The sequence below is a fragment of the Mitsuaria sp. PDC51 genome, from assembly GCF_900113225.1.
GTDB lineage: Bacteria > Pseudomonadota > Gammaproteobacteria > Burkholderiales > Burkholderiaceae_C > Roseateles.
The window spans coordinates 445,639-465,942 of sequence record NZ_FOZE01000002.1 but is presented as its reverse complement, the minus strand read 5'-3'; the positions used below and the strand labels follow the sequence as shown (position 1 = coordinate 465,942).

At 67.4% G+C, this 20,304-nt stretch carries 19 protein-coding genes; 6 read left to right on the top strand and 13 right to left on the bottom strand.

What is annotated here, in order from left to right; translation table 11 throughout:
• Positions 1-20: 20 nt before the first annotated feature.
• The 11 genes from BM393_RS13475 to BM393_RS13425 form a co-directional block, all read right to left on the bottom strand.
• Positions 21-1,268: a glycosyltransferase gene (locus tag BM393_RS13475; protein ID WP_091726725.1), complete on the bottom strand. Its 1,248-nt coding sequence runs from the start codon at positions 1,266-1,268 to the stop codon at positions 21-23.
• The gene (locus BM393_RS13470) at positions 1,265-2,272 is read right to left on the bottom strand and encodes a glycosyltransferase (RefSeq protein WP_091726722.1); all 1,008 of its coding nucleotides are present in this window, start codon (positions 2,270-2,272) and stop codon (positions 1,265-1,267) included. Before BM393_RS13470 ends, BM393_RS13475 begins: the two co-directional genes overlap by 4 nt.
• Positions 2,269-3,579 carry a flippase gene (locus tag BM393_RS13465; protein WP_175538336.1) on the bottom strand — a complete coding sequence of 437 codons (1,311 nt, stop codon included), beginning with the start codon at positions 3,577-3,579 and terminating at the stop codon, positions 2,269-2,271. The genes BM393_RS13470 and BM393_RS13465 overlap by 4 nt, the downstream gene beginning before the upstream one ends.
• A gap of 61 nt (positions 3,580-3,640) precedes the next feature.
• Positions 3,641-4,048 (bottom strand): hypothetical protein, encoded by a 408-nt coding sequence (locus BM393_RS13460; RefSeq protein WP_091726715.1) that lies wholly within the window; start codon positions 4,046-4,048, stop codon positions 3,641-3,643.
• Entirely contained in the window at positions 4,038-4,946 is a 909-nt protein-coding gene (locus BM393_RS13455; RefSeq protein ID WP_091726710.1) for an NAD(P)-dependent oxidoreductase, read from the bottom strand. Before BM393_RS13455 ends, BM393_RS13460 begins: the two co-directional genes overlap by 11 nt.
• A gap of 19 nt (positions 4,947-4,965) precedes the next feature.
• Positions 4,966-6,039 (bottom strand): CDP-glucose 4,6-dehydratase, encoded by a 1,074-nt coding sequence (gene rfbG / locus BM393_RS13450; protein ID WP_091726706.1) that lies wholly within the window; start codon positions 6,037-6,039, stop codon positions 4,966-4,968.
• Positions 6,036-6,809, bottom strand: coding sequence for a glucose-1-phosphate cytidylyltransferase (gene rfbF, locus BM393_RS13445; protein ID WP_091726703.1), 774 nt, complete (start codon positions 6,807-6,809; stop codon positions 6,036-6,038). The genes rfbG and rfbF overlap by 4 nt, the downstream gene beginning before the upstream one ends.
• Before the next feature lie 63 nt (positions 6,810-6,872).
• Positions 6,873-7,997, bottom strand: coding sequence for a GDP-mannose 4,6-dehydratase (gene gmd, locus BM393_RS13440; RefSeq protein ID WP_091726700.1), 1,125 nt, complete (start codon positions 7,995-7,997; stop codon positions 6,873-6,875).
• Between the two features lie 24 nt (positions 7,998-8,021).
• Positions 8,022-8,948 carry a GDP-L-fucose synthase gene (locus tag BM393_RS13435; RefSeq protein WP_091726697.1) on the bottom strand — a complete coding sequence of 309 codons (927 nt, stop codon included), beginning with the start codon at positions 8,946-8,948 and terminating at the stop codon, positions 8,022-8,024.
• 131 nt (positions 8,949-9,079) lie between these two features.
• Entirely contained in the window at positions 9,080-10,201 is a 1,122-nt protein-coding gene (locus BM393_RS13430; protein WP_091726693.1) for a Wzz/FepE/Etk N-terminal domain-containing protein, read from the bottom strand.
• Positions 10,202-10,225: 24 nt separating this feature from the next.
• The gene (locus BM393_RS13425; RefSeq protein ID WP_175538335.1) at positions 10,226-12,223 is read right to left on the bottom strand and encodes an SLBB domain-containing protein; all 1,998 of its coding nucleotides are present in this window, start codon (positions 12,221-12,223) and stop codon (positions 10,226-10,228) included.
• 184 nt (positions 12,224-12,407) lie between these two features.
• Here BM393_RS13425 and BM393_RS13420 point away from each other — a divergent pair, with 184 nt between their 5' ends.
• Both BM393_RS13420 and BM393_RS13415 read left to right on the top strand, forming a co-directional pair.
• Positions 12,408-13,532, top strand: coding sequence for a glycosyltransferase (locus tag BM393_RS13420; protein WP_091731467.1), 1,125 nt, complete (start codon positions 12,408-12,410; stop codon positions 13,530-13,532).
• 107 nt (positions 13,533-13,639) lie between these two features.
• Positions 13,640-15,178 (top strand): DEAD/DEAH box helicase, encoded by a 1,539-nt coding sequence (locus tag BM393_RS13415; protein WP_091726684.1) that lies wholly within the window; start codon positions 13,640-13,642, stop codon positions 15,176-15,178.
• A gap of 138 nt (positions 15,179-15,316) precedes the next feature.
• On the opposite strand, the gene BM393_RS13410 is transcribed toward BM393_RS13415, so the two are convergent.
• The gene (locus tag BM393_RS13410; RefSeq protein WP_091726679.1) at positions 15,317-16,108 is read right to left on the bottom strand and encodes an SAM-dependent methyltransferase; all 792 of its coding nucleotides are present in this window, start codon (positions 16,106-16,108) and stop codon (positions 15,317-15,319) included.
• 37 nt (positions 16,109-16,145) lie between these two features.
• Complete coding sequence (locus tag BM393_RS13405; RefSeq protein WP_091726676.1) at positions 16,146-16,748, bottom strand: Maf family nucleotide pyrophosphatase; 603 nt, start codon at positions 16,746-16,748, stop codon at positions 16,146-16,148.
• Positions 16,749-16,798: 50 nt separating this feature from the next.
• Between BM393_RS13405 and BM393_RS13400 the strand changes: the two genes are divergently transcribed.
• The 4 genes from BM393_RS13400 to BM393_RS13385 all read left to right on the top strand — a co-directional run bounded on the left by BM393_RS13400 (position 16,799) and on the right by BM393_RS13385 (position 20,187).
• Positions 16,799-17,359: a DUF177 domain-containing protein gene (locus BM393_RS13400; RefSeq protein ID WP_091726673.1), complete on the top strand. Its 561-nt coding sequence runs from the start codon at positions 16,799-16,801 to the stop codon at positions 17,357-17,359.
• A gap of 276 nt (positions 17,360-17,635) precedes the next feature.
• The gene (gene rpmF, locus BM393_RS13395; protein WP_091726670.1) at positions 17,636-17,821 is read left to right on the top strand and encodes a 50S ribosomal protein L32; all 186 of its coding nucleotides are present in this window, start codon (positions 17,636-17,638) and stop codon (positions 17,819-17,821) included.
• Between the two features lie 246 nt (positions 17,822-18,067).
• Positions 18,068-19,201 carry a phosphate acyltransferase PlsX gene (gene plsX / locus BM393_RS13390; protein ID WP_091726665.1) on the top strand — a complete coding sequence of 378 codons (1,134 nt, stop codon included), beginning with the start codon at positions 18,068-18,070 and terminating at the stop codon, positions 19,199-19,201.
• Positions 19,198-20,187: a beta-ketoacyl-ACP synthase III gene (locus BM393_RS13385; protein ID WP_091726661.1), complete on the top strand. Its 990-nt coding sequence runs from the start codon at positions 19,198-19,200 to the stop codon at positions 20,185-20,187. Before plsX ends, BM393_RS13385 begins: the two co-directional genes overlap by 4 nt.
• Positions 20,188-20,304 lie beyond the last annotated feature (117 nt).

The following is a 20,304-nucleotide window of genomic DNA, read 5'->3' as shown; positions in this document are numbered from 1 at the left end:
GGTCGTGTCCGAGGAGCCGCTTACCGGGGGACGGCGTCGCGGTAGAGATCCAGGTATTGTCGTGCGACGGCGTCGTAGGACCAGAGACGTTCAGCGCGCGCGCGCGCCTGGACGGACATCACGCCTCGTCGCGCGTCGTCGCGGAGTACCGCAAGCATCGCGTCGGCCAGGTCCCCGCTGTCGAAAGGGCGGGCCAGCAGGCCGCTCTCGCCGTGGGCGACCACGTCGCGCAGTCCGGTCGCGTCGAAGGCGACGACCGGGCAGCCGCAGGCCTGTGCTTCCGAGCCCGTCTGCCCGAAAGACTCCTGGCGCGAGGGCACAACCAGCAGGTCGGCCGCGCTGTAGAGCGCGGACAGCGTGAAGTCGTCGGACACATGTCCCATCCAGTGCAACGGCAGCCCCAACCGCGGAGGGTCCGACGGCTCGCTCTGTCCAAACAGCACGGCCTCAACGCCCGGCTGTTCGCGGGCCACCTTGGCCAGCGCGGGCTGCAGAAGGTCCCAGCCCTTGTAGGAGAGCTGGGTGCCGCGGATGGCCCCGAATAGGACCAACGGCTTTTCGGCTGGCAGGTTAAGCAGTCGGCGCGCGGCCGCACGGTCCATCGGCTTGAACCGGGACAGGTCCAGCGGATTGGGAATGACCGACACGGGCCATGCGCCCATCAGCGTGCTGTCGGCCACGCATTGCGCCAGCCACCGGCTGGGCGTGACGATGCGCATCGGCGTCCGCCAATGCGCCCGTTTGCGCCGCCATGTCCAACGGTCGACGTCGAAACGGCCGGTTGTCAGGGCGGGGTCGTAGCCGTGGCGCCACCGTGCCCCGGGGCCGTCCTCGGCGAGGTGCTCTGCGCCGCAGAAGGCCCACATGTCGTGCAGGGTCCAGACAACGGGTTTGCGGATGCGACCGATGGTTTCGATGGACAGGAAACCCGCGCAAATCCAGTGCAGATGCACCAAGTCCGTCGGCTCCGCATTGATCGCGGCGGCCCCGATGCGACCCGACCAGCCGGTCGATCGCGGCATGGCGTCGGGCGGAGCGCCCAGCCGCAGCGGGAGCGCATCGAGCGTGGGCGAGAGCACTGCGGCGAGCCGCGAACTCAGCCGGGGACTGGCGCCGCGCACGGTCGTGTCGTCGTTGGTCTTGTCGGCTACTACCATGCGCGAGAAGGCCTCTTGCCGACCCCCAAGTGCCTGATGCAGGCGGTAGGCCGCGCGGGCCGCCCCGCCGAGCCGGTCGCCGGAATAGTGGGTGACGCGCAGTACGCTCATGATGGACGCGTGCTCCTGCCGCGGAGCAGCCGGTAGATCGTCTTCAGCCGAGCAAACGCGCCCGAACGCACCAGCCAATCCGCCCACCTCAGCTTGAGCGCATGGCGGTCGTGGAAAGCCGGGTAGAGCGCCTCGATGTCGAGGATCGACATCCCCGCGGCACGCATAGGCAGGAGGAAGCGCAACGATGCGATCTTGCGATGGAAGGCGCGCTCGAAGCGCAGGTTTGCCCGCTGGGCGCGGCCCGCCGGCAGATGCCGTCGATAGACGGCGATCTCGTAGGGGATCTGCCGGTAATACACGTCCAGCAAGTTGTAACTCTTGGCCGCCATGCGCAACGCGACCAGCGCGAAGCCGGGGATCATGATCTTCGGTGCCCGTCCGCCAAGGTGCCGCTCGTCGAGCAGTGAAAACCAGTAGCAGCCGTAGCCGTGCGCAGTGCCGAACAGCGCCTCAAAGTGGGCCGCCTGCAGATGCGCCGAACGCACCAGCACCGCGCCGAACATACCCTTGTCCCGCAAGTCGTCGAAAGCTTGGAAGACGTCGTTGTAGGTCCGAGGCGGCAGCTGGAAATGGTTGCCAACTACCCGGTCCTCCGCATCAATGAGGATGCCGTTGAAGATGGCCAGGTCGGGCGCCTCCTGGTCGATCAGCGTCAGCAGCCGCGATGCCTCGCCGTCCAGGAAATGGTCGTCGTCACCAAGGAAGTAGAGATAGTCTCCGCTCGCCATGTTGCGGACGGCATACATGCTGGCGTCGATGGGCAGACGTCGGGGCTGCTTCAGATAACGCACGCTCAGCCCGGGAGGCGCTTCGGCCAGCAGGGCGTGCAATGCGCCGTAGTCCTCTTCCGAGGCGTTGTCGGAAATGCAGACCTCGACGCGCCGGCGGTCCCAGCCGGCGGCGTAGATCGAACGCAGCGCCGCGCACAGGAGGGCGCAGCGATTGAGCGTCGGGATGCAGATGCTCAGCGTCGGCGGTATTGGTGTCGTCGGGCCATTCATGAACGAAGCGTCTTCAGAATGCGCAGCGATCCGCACTGGAGGCGGAACAGGTCTGGGGCCAGCAGGGCGTTGACCAGAAAGGCTTGCACGAATTGCGCGCCGACGGTAGCGATGGCCGCGCCGTATGCGCCGTAACGCGGCGTAAGGATCAGGTTGAGGACGAGGGCGGTCAATGCGCCGCTCAGTGCTTGGTGGAGCGCGAGCCTCGAACGGCCCTCGTTGATCAGCCAGACGCTCTGCATCACACCCAGGCAGACGGGGATGAAGGTCAGCGCGTGCAGGGCCAGCAGCGGTGCTGAGGCCGCGTACTGTGGACCGTAGAGCAGACCGACGAACAGCCGTGCGCCCAGGATGTTCACGACCACCACGGAAAGTGACAGCGCCCACATCCCGGCGAAGGCCTTGAGCAGCGTGCGGCGATGAGCGTCGCTGCCGGCGGCCCGCTGGCGGGAGACGATGGGCGCGATGCTGCTGCCCAGGGCCATCGGGATGAAATACCACATCTCCGACAGCGTGGCCGCGACACCATAGAAGCCCACCTCGGCCGTGCCGGCCGACTCGCGGAGGAACACGATGCTGACTCGCATGTACAGCAGGATCGACAGGCCCGACAGCAGCAGCGGCCACGACTGTGCCAGCAGTGCGCGCGCCAGTGCGCCGTCCCATTCCCAGCGCCGTTCGGTCCGGTAGCCGGCATAGGCGATGACAAGGGCGATGGCGGCGAGCCCGGTCTCTAGGGCGTTGGCCGCAGCGAAGGCCGGAAGACTGGCGCCGAGCTGGATCAGCAGCACCTTGAACACTGCCGTCGCCAAGTAGGACGAGATCTTGGCGACGACAGTACGGCGGCTCTGGATCCGGCTCTGGAACCACAGGTCGATCACGTCGGACACCTGGAACAGGATCGCTAGTCCGGCCAGGAGCACAACGACCGAGACCGTCATGTCCTCGCGCTGGAACAGCACGATCCAGGCGCCCAGCGCCAGATAGGAGATTCCCGCCGCGATGAGCCGCAGACGCAGCGCCGTCCCCAGGACGCGGCCGGCCTGCGCAGGCGAGGCCGCGATGTCGCGCACGATCAAGTTGTCAAGGCCTAGCAGCGACACCGCCTGGAACATGGAGATAAAGGCGATCGCATAGGCCAGGACGCCGTAGCGCTCCGGACCGAGATAGCGGGCCACCCAGGCGCTGACGAAGATGGCGACCAGGAACCGCGTCAGCTTGTCCCCCAGGAGCCAGGCGACGTTCGAGCTAAAGGCCCGGGCTTCGGGCCGGTGCTTGAGGAAGGCGGGGAGACGGATCCCGTTCATGAGAGGGGCGCGTGTGCGGCGCGCTGCAGGCGTCGCGGGCGTGCCGGCGCATGACGACGCTTCACAGCTCGATCGGCGGATGGGCGACGGTGTCGACCGGGTCATAGCGTCGGTCGGTGTAGGCCATCAGAAGGTAGTCGCGACCATCGACGCCGATCAGGGAGTGCGCCACCCGCGGGTTGATCCGAACCGTGCGTGGCACATCGTCGCTAAGCAGCAGCGAGGCCGACTCCCCAGTGTCGACGTGGCGCAGGTTCAGCTTCACCTGGCCTTCCAGCAGGGTGAACCATTCCGTGGCGACATCGTGGTAGTGGTTCGCGCGCGCCTTGCCCTGATCGCCGCGAATCACGTAGATCTCACCGAATTCGACCGGCAAGTCGGGCTCGAGGCCGGTCATCGTCTTCAGGAAGAAGCCGCGTTCGTCGACCAGCTTTCGCCGCTCGATGATTTGATAGAGATCAGTGCTCATGGAGTGCCAGAACGGTCTTGTCGACGGCGATCTGGAGGTCGGTAAAGGTCAGCTCGCCCAGCAGCGTGCTCAGCAGAGCATTGTCGGCCACGCATCGCATCGGGTCATGCGTGCGGTAGGGCAGGGCGCCGAACCTTAGCTTCGGTGCTAGCCCCTGGCGTTCCAGCGCCGCGGCCACGTAGCCGATGAACGTTTTCAGGCTGATGCCCTCGCCCGTTCCGACGTTGAGCGTGCGCAGACCCGACGCCGTGTCGGCTGGGACGTCAACTAGGCGGTGCAGCAGAGCGATGAGGTCAGGTGCGAACATGAAGTCGCGCAGTTGCTCGCCGCCGGTCAGGGGGATCTCCTCGCCGGCGCGCGCCTTGCTGGCAATGAACGGAATGAGCCGCTCCGCTGGTTCCCCGGGGCCGAAGACGTTGAACAGGCGAAGGAAGGTCAGCGGCAAAGCGTCGCCATACTGTTTCAGACTGTGGAACAACGTCGTCTTGGAGATCGCGTAAGGCGACTTCGGCTCCAACGTGGCCGACTCGCCCAGTCGCTGCATCGAATCCGCGTATTCATAGGCCGTGCCGAACAGGAAGGTCTGAGCGGCGAGACCCTCCTCGACCAGCGCGTCCACGAGATGGAGCGCGCCGACTGTGTTGACGGCCAGGAGGTCCGATAAGGTGCTCTGGTCGCGCGTCACGCCCAGCGAGGCGAAATTCAACACGTGGGTGGGGCGTACCTCGCGCACCGCCGCGCGCACGCTGTCCTTGTCGCGGAGGTCGACCGCGAGTCCCGGTACCGGGGCCTGCCTCCGGCCGCCCAGGGCAACGATCTCGGTGCCGGGCGCGGCGGCGCCCAGGAACGCACGCCCCAGAAATCCGTTGGCGCCGGTGAGAAGGAGGCGTCGTGTCATTGCGGGTCCTGGTCTCGAATCAATCGTCACGCTGGAAGGCTTCGATCTGGGCCAGCGTGCAGGCGCGCATGTCCTGCTCCGACAGCCACGCGCGATGCCAGTCGATGATGCGCGCCAGCGCGGTCTCCAGCGTCCAGCGCGGCGCCCATTGCAGTCGCTGTCGCGCCTTGGAGATGTCCAGCTTCAGGAAGCTGGCCTCGTGCGGGTGGTCGCCAGGCTGGAGGGTCCAGCTCGCGCCCTCGCCCCAGGCATCGCACAGGCGCTCAACGATCCAATGCACCGGGCGGGTGTCGTCATCGCGCGGCCCGAAATTCCAGCCTTCGGCATCGGCCTGCCCATGCGTGTACAGCCGTTCGGCCAGCAGCAGGTAGCCAGACAGTGGCTCCAGCACATGCTGCCAGGGACGGATCGCGTGCGGGTTGCGGATCAGCACCGGCTTGCCCGATTGCAGCGCGCCCAGGATGTCCGGGATCAGCCGGTCCAGCGCCCAGTCGCCGCCTCCGATCACGTTGCCCGCACGGGCCGTCGCCATGGCGATGCCAGCCTCCTTCAGGAAGGACTTGCGGTAGGCCGAGGCGACCAGTTCTACGCAGCCCTTGCTGTTGGAATAGGGATCGTGGCCGCCCATGGGCTCGTCCTCGCGATAGCCCCACACCCACTCGCGGTTCTCGTAGCACTTGTCCGTCGTGACGTTGACGATGGCCTTGACCGAACCCACATGACGGGCAGCCTCGAGGACATGTACCGAGCCCATTACGTTGGTCGCGTAGGTCTCAATCGGCTGCTGGTAGGAGAGACGCACCAGGGGCTGGGCCGCCATGTGCAGGACGATCTCGGGCCGAAACTCCTCCATCTGCGCTTTCACCGCGGTGAAGTCCCGGATGTCGGCGACGCGATGCTCCATGCCTTCGGCCACGCGAGCGACATTGAACATCGCCGGCTCCGTCGGCGGATTCAGCGACACGCCGCGTACCACGGCCTTCATCGATTGCAGCCACAGGGAGAGCCAACTGCCCTTGAATCCGGTGTGTCCGGTCAGGAGGACCCGCTTGTCCTTCCAGAAGGTCGGCGAGGTCCGTTGCGTCGAGCTCATGACCACATCTTCCAGGGCGCATTGCCAGATGCCCACAGGGACTCCAGCAGATGCTTGTCACGCAGCGTGTCCATCGGCTGCCAGAAGCCGGTGTGCTCGTACGCCATCAACTGGCCGGTCTCGGCCAAGGTGTTCAGCGGCTCCTGTTCCCAAGTCGTCGCGTCGCCCTCGATGTGGTCGAGGACCGTGGGCGACAGCACGAAGAAGCCGCCGTTGATCATTGCGCCGTCGCCCTTGGGCTTCTCCTTGAAGCTCATGACCTGGTGCTGGCGGATGTCCAGCGCGCCAAAGCGGCCGGGCGGATAGGTCGCCGTCAGCGTGGCGGCTTTGCCGTGCGACTTGTGGAATGCGATCGTGGCGGAGATGTCGATGTCGCCCACGCCGTCGCCGTAGGTGAAGCAGAACGCCTCTTCGTCCTTCACGTAGTCGGCCACGCGCCGCAGGCGTCCGCCGGTCATGGAGTCGTCGCCGGTGTCCACCAGCGTGACGTTCCAGGGCTCGGCACGCTTGTGATGCACTTCCATGCGGTTGTGACGCATGTCGAAGGTGACATCGGACATGTGAAGGAAATAGTTGGCGAAGTACTCCTTGATGACGTAGCCCTTGTATCCGCAGCAGATCACGAAGTCGTTCACGCCATGGTGGGAATACATCTTCAGGATGTGCCACAGGATTGGCTTGCCGCCGATCTCCACCATGGGCTTTGGCCGCGTGGCGGTTTCCTCGCTCAGCCGGGTACCCAAGCCGCCGGCCAGAATCACTGCTTTCATCGGAAGATCCTCAGCATCGAAGCATCGTGCGCGCCGGCGACCACCTCGGACGCCGGCGGGCGTTCATTCGTTGTAGTCGTAGGCCTGGAAGCCGGCGGCCTTGACCAGACTGTCGCGCTTGGCGGACTGGTAGTCGGCCTCGACCATCTCGGCAACAAGCTCGCGCAGCGTGGTCTTGGGCGTCCAGCCCAGCTTCTCCTTGGCCTTGGTCGGGTCGCCCAGCAGCGTCTCGACTTCCGTCGGACGGTAGTAGCGCGGGTCGACCTTGACGATCACGTCACCGACCTTGCAGAACGCGCGTTCGGCGTCGGCCACGCTCGTCACGGTGCCGATCTCCTGGTCGCCTTCGCCGGAGAACGTGATGCCGATGCCCAGTTCGTTGCAGGCGAACTCGACGAACTGGCGCACCGAGTACTGCACGCCGGTGGCGATCACGAAGTCCTCGGGCTTGTCCTGCTGCAGCATCATCCACTGCATCTCGACGTAGTCCTTGGCGTGGCCCCAGTCGCGCAGCGCGCTCATGTTGCCCAGGTACAGGCAGTCCTGCAGGCCAAGCGCAATGCGGGCGATTGCCCGGGTGATCTTGCGAGTCACGAAGGTCTCGCCGCGCAGCGGGCTCTCGTGGTTGAACAGCACGCCGTTGCAGGCGTACATGCCGTAGGCCTCGCGGTAGTTCACCGTGATCCAGTAGGCATACATCTTGGCCACCGCATAGGGGCTGCGCGGGTAGAAGGGCGTGGTTTCCTTCTGCGGGATCTCCTGCACCAGTCCATACAACTCGGAGGTACTGGCTTGGTAAAAGCGGGTCTTCTTCTCGAGGCCCAGAATGCGGATTGCTTCCAGGATGCGCAGCGTGCCGATGCCGTCAGCATTGGCGGTGTACTCCGGCGTCTCGAAGCTGACGGCCACGTGGCTCATCGCGGCGAGGTTGTAGATCTCGTCGGGCTGCACCTGTTGAATGATGCGGATCAGGTTGGTGCTGTCGGTCAGGTCGCCGTAGTGCAGCTTGAAGCGCTGGTTATTGACGTGCGGGTCCTGATACAGGTGATCGACGCGGTCGGTGTTGAACAGACTGGCGCGGCGCTTGATGCCGTGCACTTCATAGCCCTTGTCCAGCAGCAGTTCCGCCAGGTAGGCGCCGTCCTGGCCCGTGATGCCCGTGATCAGGGCGACTTTGCGTTGCGACATGGAGAGATCTCTGGATGAGGTGGATCAGGCGCGGAAAGGAGCGCTGTCGTAGGCGAGACGGATGCCGTCGCGCAGCGAGGTGCGGGCACGCCAGCCGAGCGCGGCGAGCTTGCTGACATCCAGGAGCTTGCGCGGCGTACCGTCGGGCTTGGTGCTGTCGAAGACGATGCGGCCCTCGAAGCCGACGATGTCCATGACCGTCTCCGCGAGCTCGCGGATCGTCACGTCCTCGCCGGTGCCGACATTGAGCAACGGGCCGGCATAGCCCTGCTTCATCAGGTAGACGCAGGCGTCGGCGAGGTCGTCGACATACAGGAACTCGCGCCGTGGTGTGCCCGAACCCCAGACCACGTATTCCGAATCCCCGCGCAACTTGGCCTCGTGCGCCTTGCGTAGCAGCGCTGGAAGCACGTGGCTGTTGGCGAGGTCGTAGTTGTCGTTGGGGCCGTACAAATTGGTCGGCATCACGCTGATGTACTCGCGGCCGTACTGGCGGTTGTAGCTCTCGGCCAGCTTGATGCCGGCGATCTTGGCGATCGCGTAGGGCTCGTTTGTCTGCTCCAGCGGGCCGGTGAGGAGGTATTCCTCCTTGATCGGCTGAGCGCAGTCGCGCGGGTAGATGCAACTCGAGCCGAGGAACATGAGGCGCTGCACGCCGGCCAGGTGTGCGCCATGGATCAGGTTGGCCTCGATCATGAGGTTCTGATACAGGAAGTCCGCGCGGTACTGGTTGTTGGCCTGGATGCCGCCGACCTTCGCCGCGGCGATGAAGACGTAGTCCGGCTGCTCGGTGGCGAGGAACTCGGTGACGGCGGTCTGGCTCAACAGATCGAGCTGGTCGCGCGAGCGGGTGATGATGCGCTGGTAGCCCTCGGCATTCAATTGGCGGACCAGCGCGCTGCCCACCATGCCGCGGTGACCGGTCACGAAGATCTTTGCGTTCGGGTTCATGCGTTGTCGAGCTATGGCAAGGCCGCGACGATGTGCGTCGCGGCTCTGCGGGTTGTCTGCGAAGTCGCGGCGCGCATGGGCGGCTCGCGATCGGTTCTCTTTCGGAAGGGATCGGCTCCGGCGAATCGCCTTCAGGCTGTGGCGCGCCCCGCCCTACGCAGCCAGGACCCCAGAATCCAGATCGACAGCAGGATGAAGGTGCCGACCGCTGCGCCGAGCGCCAGCGCCGCCCGCTTCGGCTTGCTCTTGTACTCCGGTGGCGTGGCCACGTCGACCACCTGGATCACGCTGCCTTCCCGGCTTTCATCGAGTCGAGCCAGTTCGAACTGCTTGGAATACATCTCAAACAGGGCCTCCTGGTATTTGAACTCGCGGTAGCGGCCCAGATAGTCTGAATCATTGGCGCCCGCTGCGTTGCTCTCGAGCTGCGCCAATTGGCCGCGCAGAGCCGACAGCATCGTCAACTGCTGCTGCACCTCAGGCGACGTGTCGGCAAGGGTGCGTCGCATCGTCTGCAGGCGGACCTCCGCGGTGGTGGCTTCGGCCTTGATGCGAGCGTAGGTTTCCGCGGCTGTCCGTGGCTCGGCCTTCATGGCGTTGGCATTGAAGCCGCCCGACTGCAGCGTCTTCTGGGCCTGTGCTAGGCGCTCGTTCGTGCGCTTGAGTTCCGTCTCGAAGAAGACACGGCGCTGCTGCGCCTCCGTCAGCGCGAGTTCGCCGATTAGGCGGCGGAGTTCGGCGACGTACTGGTTGGCGATGTCCGCCGCCAGCTTCGGCTCGTGTGCGTCGACTTCGAGCGTTATCAGCCCGTCCTTCTTGCCCAGCGAGATGGTTGTGCTCTGCTCCAGCCGACGACGCGCCAGGAAGCGGTATTTGGCCTCATAGAGCTCCATGAGCTTGAAGCGTTCAACCAGACGCTCCTCGACGTTGACGCTGCGCAGTAATGCGATGTACTGGTCCGCGGGGGTCTTGCCGCCCAGTGAGCCGCCAGAGATGCCGGCCAGTGCGCCGAGCGAGGCCATGGCCGCCGTGGCGGCGCTCTGCTGCTGCTGAGGGGGCAGGAACACCGTCTGCGCGGTGAAGGTCGGGCTCATCAAAAACGAGATGCCCAGCATCACGGCTCCCGCGCCGACCGAGCCGCCGATCAGCAGCTTCCAGCGTTGCGCGAGGATCGCGATCAGGTCGACGGGGCCGAAGCCCGCGTTGCCGGCGGGCGCGCCGGCCGGCGCCGTCGCCAGGTGTGGGGTACTCACAGAAAATTTCTCCTCAACCAGGCGTCAGTTCTTGATCGTCTGCAACGCTGCAATGCCCAAGCCGAAGTTGGCCAGGATCTGCGTCCAGTCCTTCGCGTCCTGGATGAACGTCGTCTTGTTCATTTCCTCCGGAACGAAGACCGTGTCTCCCGGCAGTGCGGACAGGCTCGCCAGGCCGGAGCCGAAGCCCAGCCAGCCACTGCTCGACTGGCGCGCGCTCACGACCGTGCCGTTGGCGCGGATCACGAAGGCGCCGCCCGCGTCGGCGCCACGGGTCGGGCCACCCGCGAGCTTCATGACGTCGTCTACCGACGCCCCATCGCGCAGGAGGAAACTGCCCGAATTGAAGACGCTTCCGAACACCCCCACCGTCGTCGGCTTCGCCGGGATGAGCAAGCGATCGCCATCTTCAACGGTCAACGAGGGCAGTTGCCGCGCATCGGACTCCAGTTGCAGAACCACGCGGCCCGTCGGGCGCACGGCCCGCAGCCGCGCCACCAGTCGTTCGCTGCCAGCGGCGCGCTGCGCATTGCCCGCTGCTTCATCAGCCGTCGTCGCACGCTGCGTGCTGGCGTATTTGGTGAACTCCGTCTCCAGGTCGCGCAGCGCACGGTCGTAGTTCTCCTGCTGAGACTGCCGCACGCTCTCGCGCGAGAAGTCCGTGCCGAAGACATACGCCTGGGGCGTCAGTCCGCCAGCCGCGGCGATCGCGTCCTGCAGGGTGCTCGTCGGCGGCAGCACGTATTCACCGGGACGGGACACTTCGCCTTCCACCGTCACGCGCTTGTACTGCTTGGCCAGCGGCAGCGCCGTATTGACACTGCTGAACACGCGGATCACGTCGCCGTTGGACGCCGCCGCCTTCGCCTGCGCCGGCAGCGGCAGCTCCCGCACGCGGCGGTCGTTGCGATCGCTCAACTGCTCGATCGAGATGCGCGAGCGGTCCGCCACCGCACTGAAGCCACCAGCCATCGCGAGCACGTCGTCGATCGTCTCGCCGGGCTTCAGCTCGACGATGCTCTGCTTGTTCACGCTGCCCAGCACCGCCACCTGCGGGCCGATCGGGCCGATGTGGATCACGTCCTCGGCCTGCAACGCGCGGTCGCTGGCCTTGTCGCCCTTGAGCAGCAGGTCGTACGCATCGAAGTTGGCGACGACCTGGCCGTTGCGGCGCAGTTCGATCTGGCGGAAGCTGCCGGCCGCGGACGGGCCGCCAGCGCGGATCAGGCCGTTGACGATCGTCGCCAGGCTGCTGACCGTGTAGGCGCCCGGCTTCGCGGTGAAGCCGGTCACATAGATGCGGATCGTGCGCAGCTTGCCCAGCGAGGTGCTGACCTGGAAGTTCTTGAACACCTGCGCGATGCGGGCACGCACCACGTCGTTCAGGTCGCCGTAGCGCACGCCAGCCACCAGCACCGGGCCGACACGCGGGATCGTGACGCGGCCGGCGCGGTCGACGGTCAGGCGCAGGTCGGCGTCCACCGAGCCCCAGGCGGTGACCTGGATTTCGTCGCCGATGCCGATCAGGTAGTCCGAGGGCGCCTGGCGCGGGCCGTCGGTGTCCGAGCCCATGCGGGCATCGAGCATCAGGTCGGCACCCAGGCGCCGAACGATGTTGTCGGTGGAGATCGTCGTCGCCTTCCCGACAGCGCCGGTCTGCGTCTGCGTCACCGTGCCGATTTCAGTCAGGCCTGACTCGGAGCGGCGCAGCTGTTCCAGCGTGAGCGGATCCGTCAGGTCCAGGCCCAGCAGCTTGTTGACGTAGATCTCGAACTCGCCGGGCACGTACTTGGGCGCGCGCGGCATGGCCGATTGCGCCTGCTGCTGCTGTTGCTGCTGCGTCGACGCGTCCTGCGTGCCGCGCGTCGTGGAGTTCAGTCGGACCGGGCCGCTGACATCGCTGCTGTTCTCGGACGAGGTCTGGCCACTTCCCATCGACTGCGCGAGGGCCGGACCCGCCATCAGGCAGGCCATCAACAGCGCCAGCGCGGGCTTTTGGAAAGTCTGGAGGGATCGAGTCATCGTCGACACCGGCGAAGAGGCGCGTTGGGCGCGAAGTTCCATGCGTGATCTCGTCTCTGAAAGGGAGAGCCGCCCCGATGTGCCTTGTGACAAGGGGTGTCGGGGCGGCCAGCGCGGCATTCTATGGCAGCGCTGTTGCGCCAAAACCGCCGGGGACCGGAAGCTGATCGTTACACTGCCGGCCATGTTGTATTTGCTCATCCCGTTCGCACTGGCGGCGGCGATCACGTTGTATGTCGTGCATTCGTCGACCGTGCACGGGCATCTGTCTGCGGACCACGACCTTTCCGGCCCCCAGAAGTTTCACGCCCGCCCTGTGCCGCGCATTGGTGGCCTCGGCATCTTTGTCGGTCTGGTCGGCATGGTCGCGCTGGCCTGGTTCCTCAAGCATCCCCAAGCCAAGACCGGCCTGCTCCTGCTCCTGGCCGGCCTGCCGGCCTTTGGCGCCGGGTTGATCGAGGACTTCACCAAGAAGGTTTCCCCGCGCGAGCGCCTGATCGCCACCGCGATCTCCGCAGCGCTCGGCTGCTGGCTCCTCCAGGCGACCATCAACCGCACCGACATCCCCGGCCTGGACTTCATCGTCGGCACCACCGTGGGCGCGGTGCTGATCACCGTCTTCGTCGTCGCGGGCGTCGCCAACTCGGTCAACATCATCGACGGCTTCAACGGGCTGTCCTCGATGTGCGTCAGCCTGATGCTGCTGTCGCTGGCCTATGTCGCCTACCAGGTCGGCGATACCGAACTCGCCCTCTGGGCGCTGGCCGGCGTCGGCGCCATCCTCGGCTTCTTCGTCTGGAACTACCCCGCCGGCCTCATCTTCCTGGGCGACGGCGGCGCGTACTTCATGGGCTTCTACCTGGCGGAGATCGCCATCCTGCTGATCCACCGCCATCCGCAGGTCTCGCCGCTGTTCGCGCTGATGGTGTGCATCTATCCGGTGTTCGAGACGGTGTTCTCCATCTACCGCCGCCGCTTCCTGCGCAACACCAGCCCCGGGGATCCGGACGGCATCCATCTGCACTCGCTCATCTACCGCCGCCTGATGCGATGGGCGATTGGCGCACGCGACGCGCGCCTGATGACGCGCCGCAACTCGATGACCGCGCCCTACCTGTGGACGCTGTGCCTCTCGTCGCTGGCGCCGGCGCTGCTTTTCTGGGATTCCACCCCGGCGATCGCCGCCTGCATGGTGCTGTTCGGCGTCGCCTACGTCGCGCTGTACTGGCGCATCGTGCGTTTCCGCACCCCGAAGTGGATGGTGTTCCGCGGCGACCAGCGCAAGCTGACCGACCGCTCGGTGCCCTGATCCGGCAGGTCGATCCTGCACGCCGCGGCCCGCTTCATGCGGTGCTGCACGCGCCGGGATCGGTGGTTTCCCGGGGCTTTCGGGGGCTTGGAGGATAATCCGCGCCCATGACCGAATCCACCCCGACGCCAAGCCCCCGTTTCGACACGCTGCCGCTGGACCCCAAGCTGCTGCGTGCCGTGGCCGACCAGGGCTACGCGACGATGACGCCCATCCAGGCCAAGGCGATCCCGATCGTCCTGTCCGGCAAAGACGTGATGGGCGCCGCTCAGACCGGCACCGGCAAGACCGCCGCGTTCTCCATCCCGCTGCTGCAGCGCATGCTCAAGCACGAGAACGCCTCGATGTCGCCCGCCCGCCATCCGGTGCGCGCCCTCGTGCTGGCCCCGACCCGCGAGCTGGCCGACCAGGTCGCCAACAACGTCAAGGCCTACGCCAAGCACACGCAGCTGCGCGTGGCCTGCGTCTTCGGCGGCATCGACATGAAGCCCCAGACGCTGCAGCTCAAGGCCGGCGTCGAGGTGCTGATCGCCACGCCGGGCCGCCTGCTGGACCACATCGAAGCCAAGAATGCGGTGCTCAACCACGTCGAGTACGTGGTGCTCGACGAAGCGGACCGCATGCTGGACATCGGCTTCCTGCCCGACCTGCAGCGCATCCTGAGCTACCTGCCCAAGACGCGCCAGACGCTGCTGTTCTCGGCGACCTTCTCGCCGGAGATCAAGAAGCTCGCGCAGAGCTACCTGCAGGAGCCGGAGCTGGTCGAGGTCGCGCGGCCGAACGCCACGGCGTCCACCGTCGAGCAGCGCTTCTTCAGCGTCGATGACGACGACAAGCGTGCCGCGGTCAAGCAGCTGCTGCGCCAGCGCGAGATCACGCAGTCGATCGTGTTCGTGAACTCCAAGCTGGGCGCCGCGCGCCTGGCCCGCGCCTTCGAGCGCGACGGCCTGAAGACCGCCGCGCTGCACGGTGACAAGTCGCAGGACGAGCGGCTGAAGTCGCTGGAGGCGTTCAAGCGTGGCGAGGTCGAGCTGCTGGTGGCCACCGACGTCGCCGCCCGCGGCCTGGACATCGCCGACCTGCCGGCCGTCTTCAACTTCGACGTGCCCTTCAACGCCGAGGACTACGTGCACCGCATCGGCCGCACCGGCCGTGCCGGCGCCTCGGGCCTGGCCTTCACGCTGGTCACCAAGGCGGACGCCCGCCTGGTCGGCGAGATCGAGAAGCTGATCAAGCGCAAGCTGGACCTGGAGCCGATCGAGCTCGAAGGCGAGCGTCGCCGCTTCGACCGTAGCGACCGTGGAGAGCGCGGCGAGCGGTCCGACCGGGGCGAGCGTGGCGGTGACCGCGGTGGCGATCGCGAAGACCGCGGCGAGCGCCGCGACTTCCGCCGCGAGCGCGAGGACCGCCGCGACGAGGCCTACGGCCCGCACGCCTCGGCGCCGCGCGCGCCGCAGCGCCAGGCCTACGATCCGCTGTTCGACAAGCCCTACGAAGTCAGCGAACGCGCCGAGGCGCCGTCCTGGGAGAAGGGGGGCGCGCAGGCGCCGCGCAGCGGTCTGTCGGCCAACATCAAGCCGAAGAAGAAGGTGGCGGCGCTGTTCGGCGCCAAGAAGCCGCCGGTCACCGCGGACAGCGAATCCTGAGCGGCGAACGGGTCCGGGCTCGAACCCAAGGCCCCGTGGCCCTGAATGAAGAAGGCCGGACCGCCGTGAGGCGTCCGGCCTTTGCTCATGGCGCCGTCGGCCCGCGCGTTCGGTAGCGCCTTCGGTCCGCGCGTTAGGTCAGCGCGAGCCCAGGATCGAGAACACCGCCGGTACCTTGTCGACCAGCGCCTTCGGCGCCTTGCGCCACTGCGCCACCGTGGCGGTGTGGGTCCAGGCGTCCTTCAGGCTGAGGCCGCAGCTCACCGACAGCGCGGTCGTCGGCTTCAGCGTCGCCAGCAGCGCCTGCAGCAATGCGCCGTTGCGATAGGGCGTCTCGATCATCAACTGGGTCTGCTGGTCCCGGGCGGAGGCCGCTTCCAGCGACTTGATGCGGGTCGCGCGCTCCGCCGCGTCGACCGGCAGGTAACCGACGAAGGCGAAGCTCTGGCCGTTCAGGCCGCTGGCGGCCACCGCCATCAGCAGCGAGCTCGGTCCCGTCAGCGGGACGACCTCCACGCCAGCGGCGTGCGCCGCGGCGACCAGTCGTGCGCCGGGGTCCGCCACCGCGGGCATGCCGGCCTCGGAGATCAGCCCCAGGTCGTGGCCGTCCAGCGCCGGTTGCAGCAGCGCGGCCCAGGCCTTGTCCTCGGCGGCCGCGCCCGCTGCGGCGTTCGCCGCCGGAGCGCGACCCTTCGGCGGACGAGGCAGTTCCTCGATCCGCTGCTCCTGCAGCGGCACCGCCAGCGCATGGATCGCGCCGACGCGCTTGAGGAAGGCGCGCGTGGTCTTGGCGTTCTCCGCCGCCCAGTGGGTGATCGCCGCCGCGCGGGCGAGCACCGCGTCGGGCAGCACCTCGCGGAGGTCGACCTCCTGGCCGTCCATGCCGAAATCGAGGGTGTTGGGAACGAGGAAGAGGCGGCCGCGGGTCATCGGGAGTCTTTGCAATCAGGGTCGGGAAGCGAGGTGTTCAGGTCAGCAGGCCCAGTACGTCGAGCCCGCCCCGGCGGAGCAATGCCGCGGTGCGGATCAGCGGCAGGCCGATCAGCGCGGTGGGGTCGTCGGAATCGATGGTCTCGAGCAGCGCGATGCCCAGCCCCTCGGCCTTGGCGCTGCCGGCGCAGTCGTAAGGTTGCTCGGCGCGGAGGTAGCGCTCGATGTCGGCGTCGCTCAGGTCGCGGAAGCGCACGCGCACCGCCGCCAGGTCCTGGCCGACGAAGCCGGTCGCCGCGCAGACCACCGCGACCGCCGTCTGAAACACGACGGTGCGGCCGCGCATGGCCTGCAACTGCTCGACCGCCCGCTCATGCGTGCCGGGCTTGCCGATCGGCTGGCCCGCCAGGTCCGCGACCTGGTCGGAGCCGATCACCAGCGCCTGCGGAAAGCGCGCGGCCACGGCCTGCGCCTTGGCCAGCGCCAGCCGGCGCGCGAGCGCCTCGGGCGATTCGCCGGCGCGAGGGGCTTCGTCGACCTCGGGCGCCGCAGTCTCGAAGGGCAGCCGCAGGCGCTCCAGCAGTTCGCGCCGGTAGCGGGAGGTGGAGCCCAGGATCAGCGGGCGGGGAAGGGCGGTCATGGGGCGGGATTCTCCCACCCGGGCAGAGCCGGCTCGTACACTTGCGCCCCATGAAACCGCGTTCGTTCGATCCCCTGAAGCTCGATGTCGAGGCCTTCGCCCGGGAGGGTGCCTCGCTCGAGGGCGAGTGGCCCGCCACCAGCCTGCCGCGCCTGGCTGAATCGGCCGCGCCCGAATCCGATCCCGCCCACTGGCCCCCCGTTCGGTGGACCACCCGGGGGGAGACCCGCACGCCCAAGGGTGGCGAGCCGCAGATCTGGCTGGAGCTCGGCGCCGAGGCGCAGGTCGCGCTGACCTGCCAGCGTTGCCTGAAGCCGGTGCGCGAGGACCTGGCGGTGTCGCGCTGGTTCCGCTTCGTCAAGGACGAGGACATGGCCGCGGAACTGGACATGGACTCGGACGATGACGTGCTCGCGCTGGCGCGCCACCTCAACCTGCGCGAGCTGGTCGAGGACGAGCTGCTGCTGGAGCTGCCGGTGGTCCCGCGTCACGACGAGTGCCCGGAGCCGCTGCCGCATGCCAATGTCGAGGAGGACGAGGCGCCGGAAGAGGAGCGCCCGAACCCGTTCGCCGCGCTGGCCGCCCTCAAGAAGGGCGGCGGCAAGGCTTGAGGCAGGGGATGGGGCGGCTCCGCGCGACCTTGTGCTCGCGAAGCGGCCGCCGATCATGCGACGGGTTCACCGCCCGGATTGCCGCCCGGATGCCCGCTGTGCTATAGTTTCCGGCTTTCCCGGTTCGAAATGGCCGTCCATGTGGGCGGCCCGCCGGGACCGAGGCGTCGGTAGCGGAGCATCCTCGTGGGATCCGCGGCACAGCTCGAGTTCTCTCGAGAGCCCGAGCAAGCCTCGAACCACCGAAGCCAGCCGAAGCCTTTAGGAGAATCAATCATGGCCGTTCAGCAAAACAAGAAGTCCCCGTCGAAGCGTGGCATGCACCGCTCGCACAACGCCCTGGGCACCCCGGGCACCGCGATCGAGCCGACCACCGGTGAAGTGCATCTGCGCCACCACATCAGCCCCAACGGCTTCTATCGTGGCCGCAAGGTGCTGAAGACCAAGGCCGACGCCGCCTGATCGACGCGATCAGCCGGTCAGGAAGCCGCCGCAAGGCGCCTTCCGCCTGGTCCTCACGACAAAAAGAAAGCCCGGTTCAGCGCCTCGCGTTGCCGGGCTTTCGCATTTCCGTCGTCTTCTCACCTTCTTCGCGCGCGCCCGGAATGCCCGGGATGCGTGCGCCGGCTGGGGTCGGCTGTCGCGCACGCTTCTTGCGAGGTCGCTACAGTCGCAGCTTCGACCGGTGATTCTTCTCCTCAGGTTTCGATGACCGCACTTCCCGCCACCCGCTCATCGCCCTCCGCCGAGCCGCTCCGTCTGGCGGTGGATTGCATGGGCGGCGATCACGGCCCCGCCGTGACGCTCCCGGCCTGCCGGGCCTTCCTCGCCGCGCATCCGCAAGCGGAGTTGCTGCTGGTCGGCCTGCCCGAGGCGCTCCAGGAAGCGGCCGCCTGGCCGCGCGTGCGCATCGTCCCCGCCAGCGAGGTCGTCAGCATGGACGACCCGATCGAGGTCGCGCTGCGCCGCAAGAAGGATTCGTCGATGCGGGTGGCGCTCTCCCAGCTCAAGCCGGGCAAGGATGGCTCGCCCGCGCTCGCGCAGGCCTGCGTCTCGGCCGGCAATACCGGCGCGCTGATGGCGGTCGCCAAGTACCTGCTCAAGACGCTCGAAGGCATCGACCGGCCGGCCATCGCCACCGTCATGCCCAACCAGGTGGGCGGCTTCACCACCGTGCTGGACCTCGGGGCCAACGTCGACTGCGGTCCTGAGCACCTGCTGCAGTTCGCCGTCATGGGCAGCGCGCTGGTGTCGGCGGTGGACGGCAAGGAGAACCCGAGCGTCGGCCTGCTGAACATCGGCGAGGAAATGATCAAGGGCAACGAGACCATCAAGCGCGCCGGCGAACTGCTGCGCGAGGTCGCCGCCCATGACCAGCTCAACTTCCACGGCAACGTCGAGGGCAACGACATCTTCAAGGGCACGACCGACGTCGTCGTCTGCGACGGCTTCGTCGGCAACGTCGCGCTGAAGACGGCCGAAGGGCTGGCCAGCATGATCTCCAGCTTCATCAAGGCGGAGTTCACCCGGACCCCCTGGACCAAGCTCATCGCGCTGCTGGCGATGCCGGTGCTGCAGCGCTTCAAGAATCGCGTCGACCACCGCCGCTTCAACGGCGCGGCGCTGCTGGGCCTGCGCGGACTGGTCTTCAAGAGCCACGGCTCGGCCGATGCCTTCGCTTTCGAGCAGGCGCTGAACCGGGCGTATGATGCGGCCCGCAACCGGCTCCTAGACCGGGTTCACGATCGCATCGTCGCGACGCTGCAGGCGCTCCCCGCGCCGGCCAATGAGGAGGGCGTCGATGCTGGAGACCAGGCGGCCGCCGCCGCCCACGCTGCATGACCACTGCTTCCAAGCGCCATACCCGCATCCTCGGCACGGGCAGCTACCTGCCCGCCAACCGCGTCACCAACGCGGCCCTCGCGGAACGCCTCGCCCGCGACGGGATCGAGACTTCCCATGAATGGATCGTCGAGCGCACCGGCATCCACGCCCGTCACTTCGCCGACCCGCAGGTCACCGCCAGCGACCTCGCGCTGCCTGCGGCGCTCGCGGCGCTCGAAGCGGCCGGCGTCCGCGCCGATGAGATCGACCTGATCATCGTCGCCACGTCCACGCCGGACATGGTGTTCCCGTCCACCGCCTGCCTGCTGCAGCAGAAGCTCGGCATCCACGGCTGCGCCGCCTTCGACGTGCAGGCCGTGTGCTCCGGCTTCGTGTACGCGCTGACCGTCGCCGACGCGATGATCAAGAGCGGCGCCGCGACCAAGGCGCTGGTGGTCGGCGCGGAAGTGTTCTCGCGCATCCTCGACTTCAAGGACCGCACCACCTGCGTGCTGTTCGGCGACGGCGCCGGCGCCGTGGTCGTCGGCGCCAGCGACGAGCCCGGCATCCTCGCCAGCGAGCTCCATGCTGACGGCCGCCATGCCGACATCCTCTGCACCCCGGGCACCGTGTCCGGCGGCGCGGTGCTGGGCCATCCGCTGCTGAAGATGGACGGCCAGGCGGTGTTCAAGCTGGCCGTGGGCGTGCTCGAGAAGGTGGCCCGCTCGGTCCTGGACAAGGCCGGCCGCACCGACGCGGACATCGACTGGCTGATCCCCCATCAGGCCAACATCCGGATCATGCAGGGCACGGCCAAGAAGCTGAAGATGTCCCTGGACAAGCTGATCGCGACCGTCGATGAACACGGCAACACCTCCGCCGCTTCGATCCCGCTGGCTTTCGACGTCGCGGTGCGCGCCGGCAAGATCAAGCGCGGCGACACGGTGATGCTGGAAGGCGTGGGCGGTGGTTTCACCTGGGGTGCGGTGCTGCTGGATTACTGATGCCTGCTTGAAGCCGGCTCGTCCGGCCGTCCGGCGTGTCGCCTTGGACGCGACACCGGCCGCTCGACGGTCGCGTCGACGCGCGACGCGCGCGGTTGCCGGTCCCCGCGCCGCTCC

Bases quoted from the DNA above. Each gene is read 5' to 3' on its own strand.
- BM393_RS13410 (WP_091726679.1), bottom strand. From the start codon at position 16,108: ATGACCCGCGGCCGCCTCTTCCTCGTTCCCAACACCCTCGATTTCGGC.
- BM393_RS13460 (WP_091726715.1), bottom strand. From the start codon at position 4,048: ATGAGCACTGATCTCTATCAAATCATCGAGCGGCGAAAGCTGGTCGAC.
- rpmF (WP_091726670.1), top strand. From the start codon at position 17,636: ATGGCCGTTCAGCAAAACAAGAAGTCCCCGTCGAAGCGTGGCATGCAC.
- BM393_RS13465 (WP_175538336.1), bottom strand. From the start codon at position 3,579: ATGAACGGGATCCGTCTCCCCGCCTTCCTCAAGCACCGGCCCGAAGCC.
- plsX (WP_091726665.1), top strand. From the start codon at position 18,068: ATGACCGCACTTCCCGCCACCCGCTCATCGCCCTCCGCCGAGCCGCTC.
- BM393_RS13425 (WP_175538335.1), bottom strand. From the start codon at position 12,223: ATGACTCGATCCCTCCAGACTTTCCAAAAGCCCGCGCTGGCGCTGTTG.
- rfbG (WP_091726706.1), bottom strand. From the start codon at position 6,039: ATGAGCTCGACGCAACGGACCTCGCCGACCTTCTGGAAGGACAAGCGG.
- BM393_RS13400 (WP_091726673.1), top strand. From the start codon at position 16,799: ATGAAACCGCGTTCGTTCGATCCCCTGAAGCTCGATGTCGAGGCCTTC.
- BM393_RS13455 (WP_091726710.1), bottom strand. From the start codon at position 4,946: ATGACACGACGCCTCCTTCTCACCGGCGCCAACGGATTTCTGGGGCGT.
- rfbF (WP_091726703.1), bottom strand. From the start codon at position 6,809: ATGAAAGCAGTGATTCTGGCCGGCGGCTTGGGTACCCGGCTGAGCGAG.
- gmd (WP_091726700.1), bottom strand. From the start codon at position 7,997: ATGTCGCAACGCAAAGTCGCCCTGATCACGGGCATCACGGGCCAGGAC.
- BM393_RS13385 (WP_091726661.1), top strand. From the start codon at position 19,198: ATGACCACTGCTTCCAAGCGCCATACCCGCATCCTCGGCACGGGCAGC.
- BM393_RS13420 (WP_091731467.1), top strand. From the start codon at position 12,408: ATGTTGTATTTGCTCATCCCGTTCGCACTGGCGGCGGCGATCACGTTG.
- BM393_RS13415 (WP_091726684.1), top strand. From the start codon at position 13,640: ATGACCGAATCCACCCCGACGCCAAGCCCCCGTTTCGACACGCTGCCG.
- BM393_RS13475 (WP_091726725.1), bottom strand. From the start codon at position 1,268: ATGAGCGTACTGCGCGTCACCCACTATTCCGGCGACCGGCTCGGCGGG.
- BM393_RS13405 (WP_091726676.1), bottom strand. From the start codon at position 16,748: ATGACCGCCCTTCCCCGCCCGCTGATCCTGGGCTCCACCTCCCGCTAC.
- BM393_RS13470 (WP_091726722.1), bottom strand. From the start codon at position 2,272: ATGAATGGCCCGACGACACCAATACCGCCGACGCTGAGCATCTGCATC.
- BM393_RS13435 (WP_091726697.1), bottom strand. From the start codon at position 8,948: ATGAACCCGAACGCAAAGATCTTCGTGACCGGTCACCGCGGCATGGTG.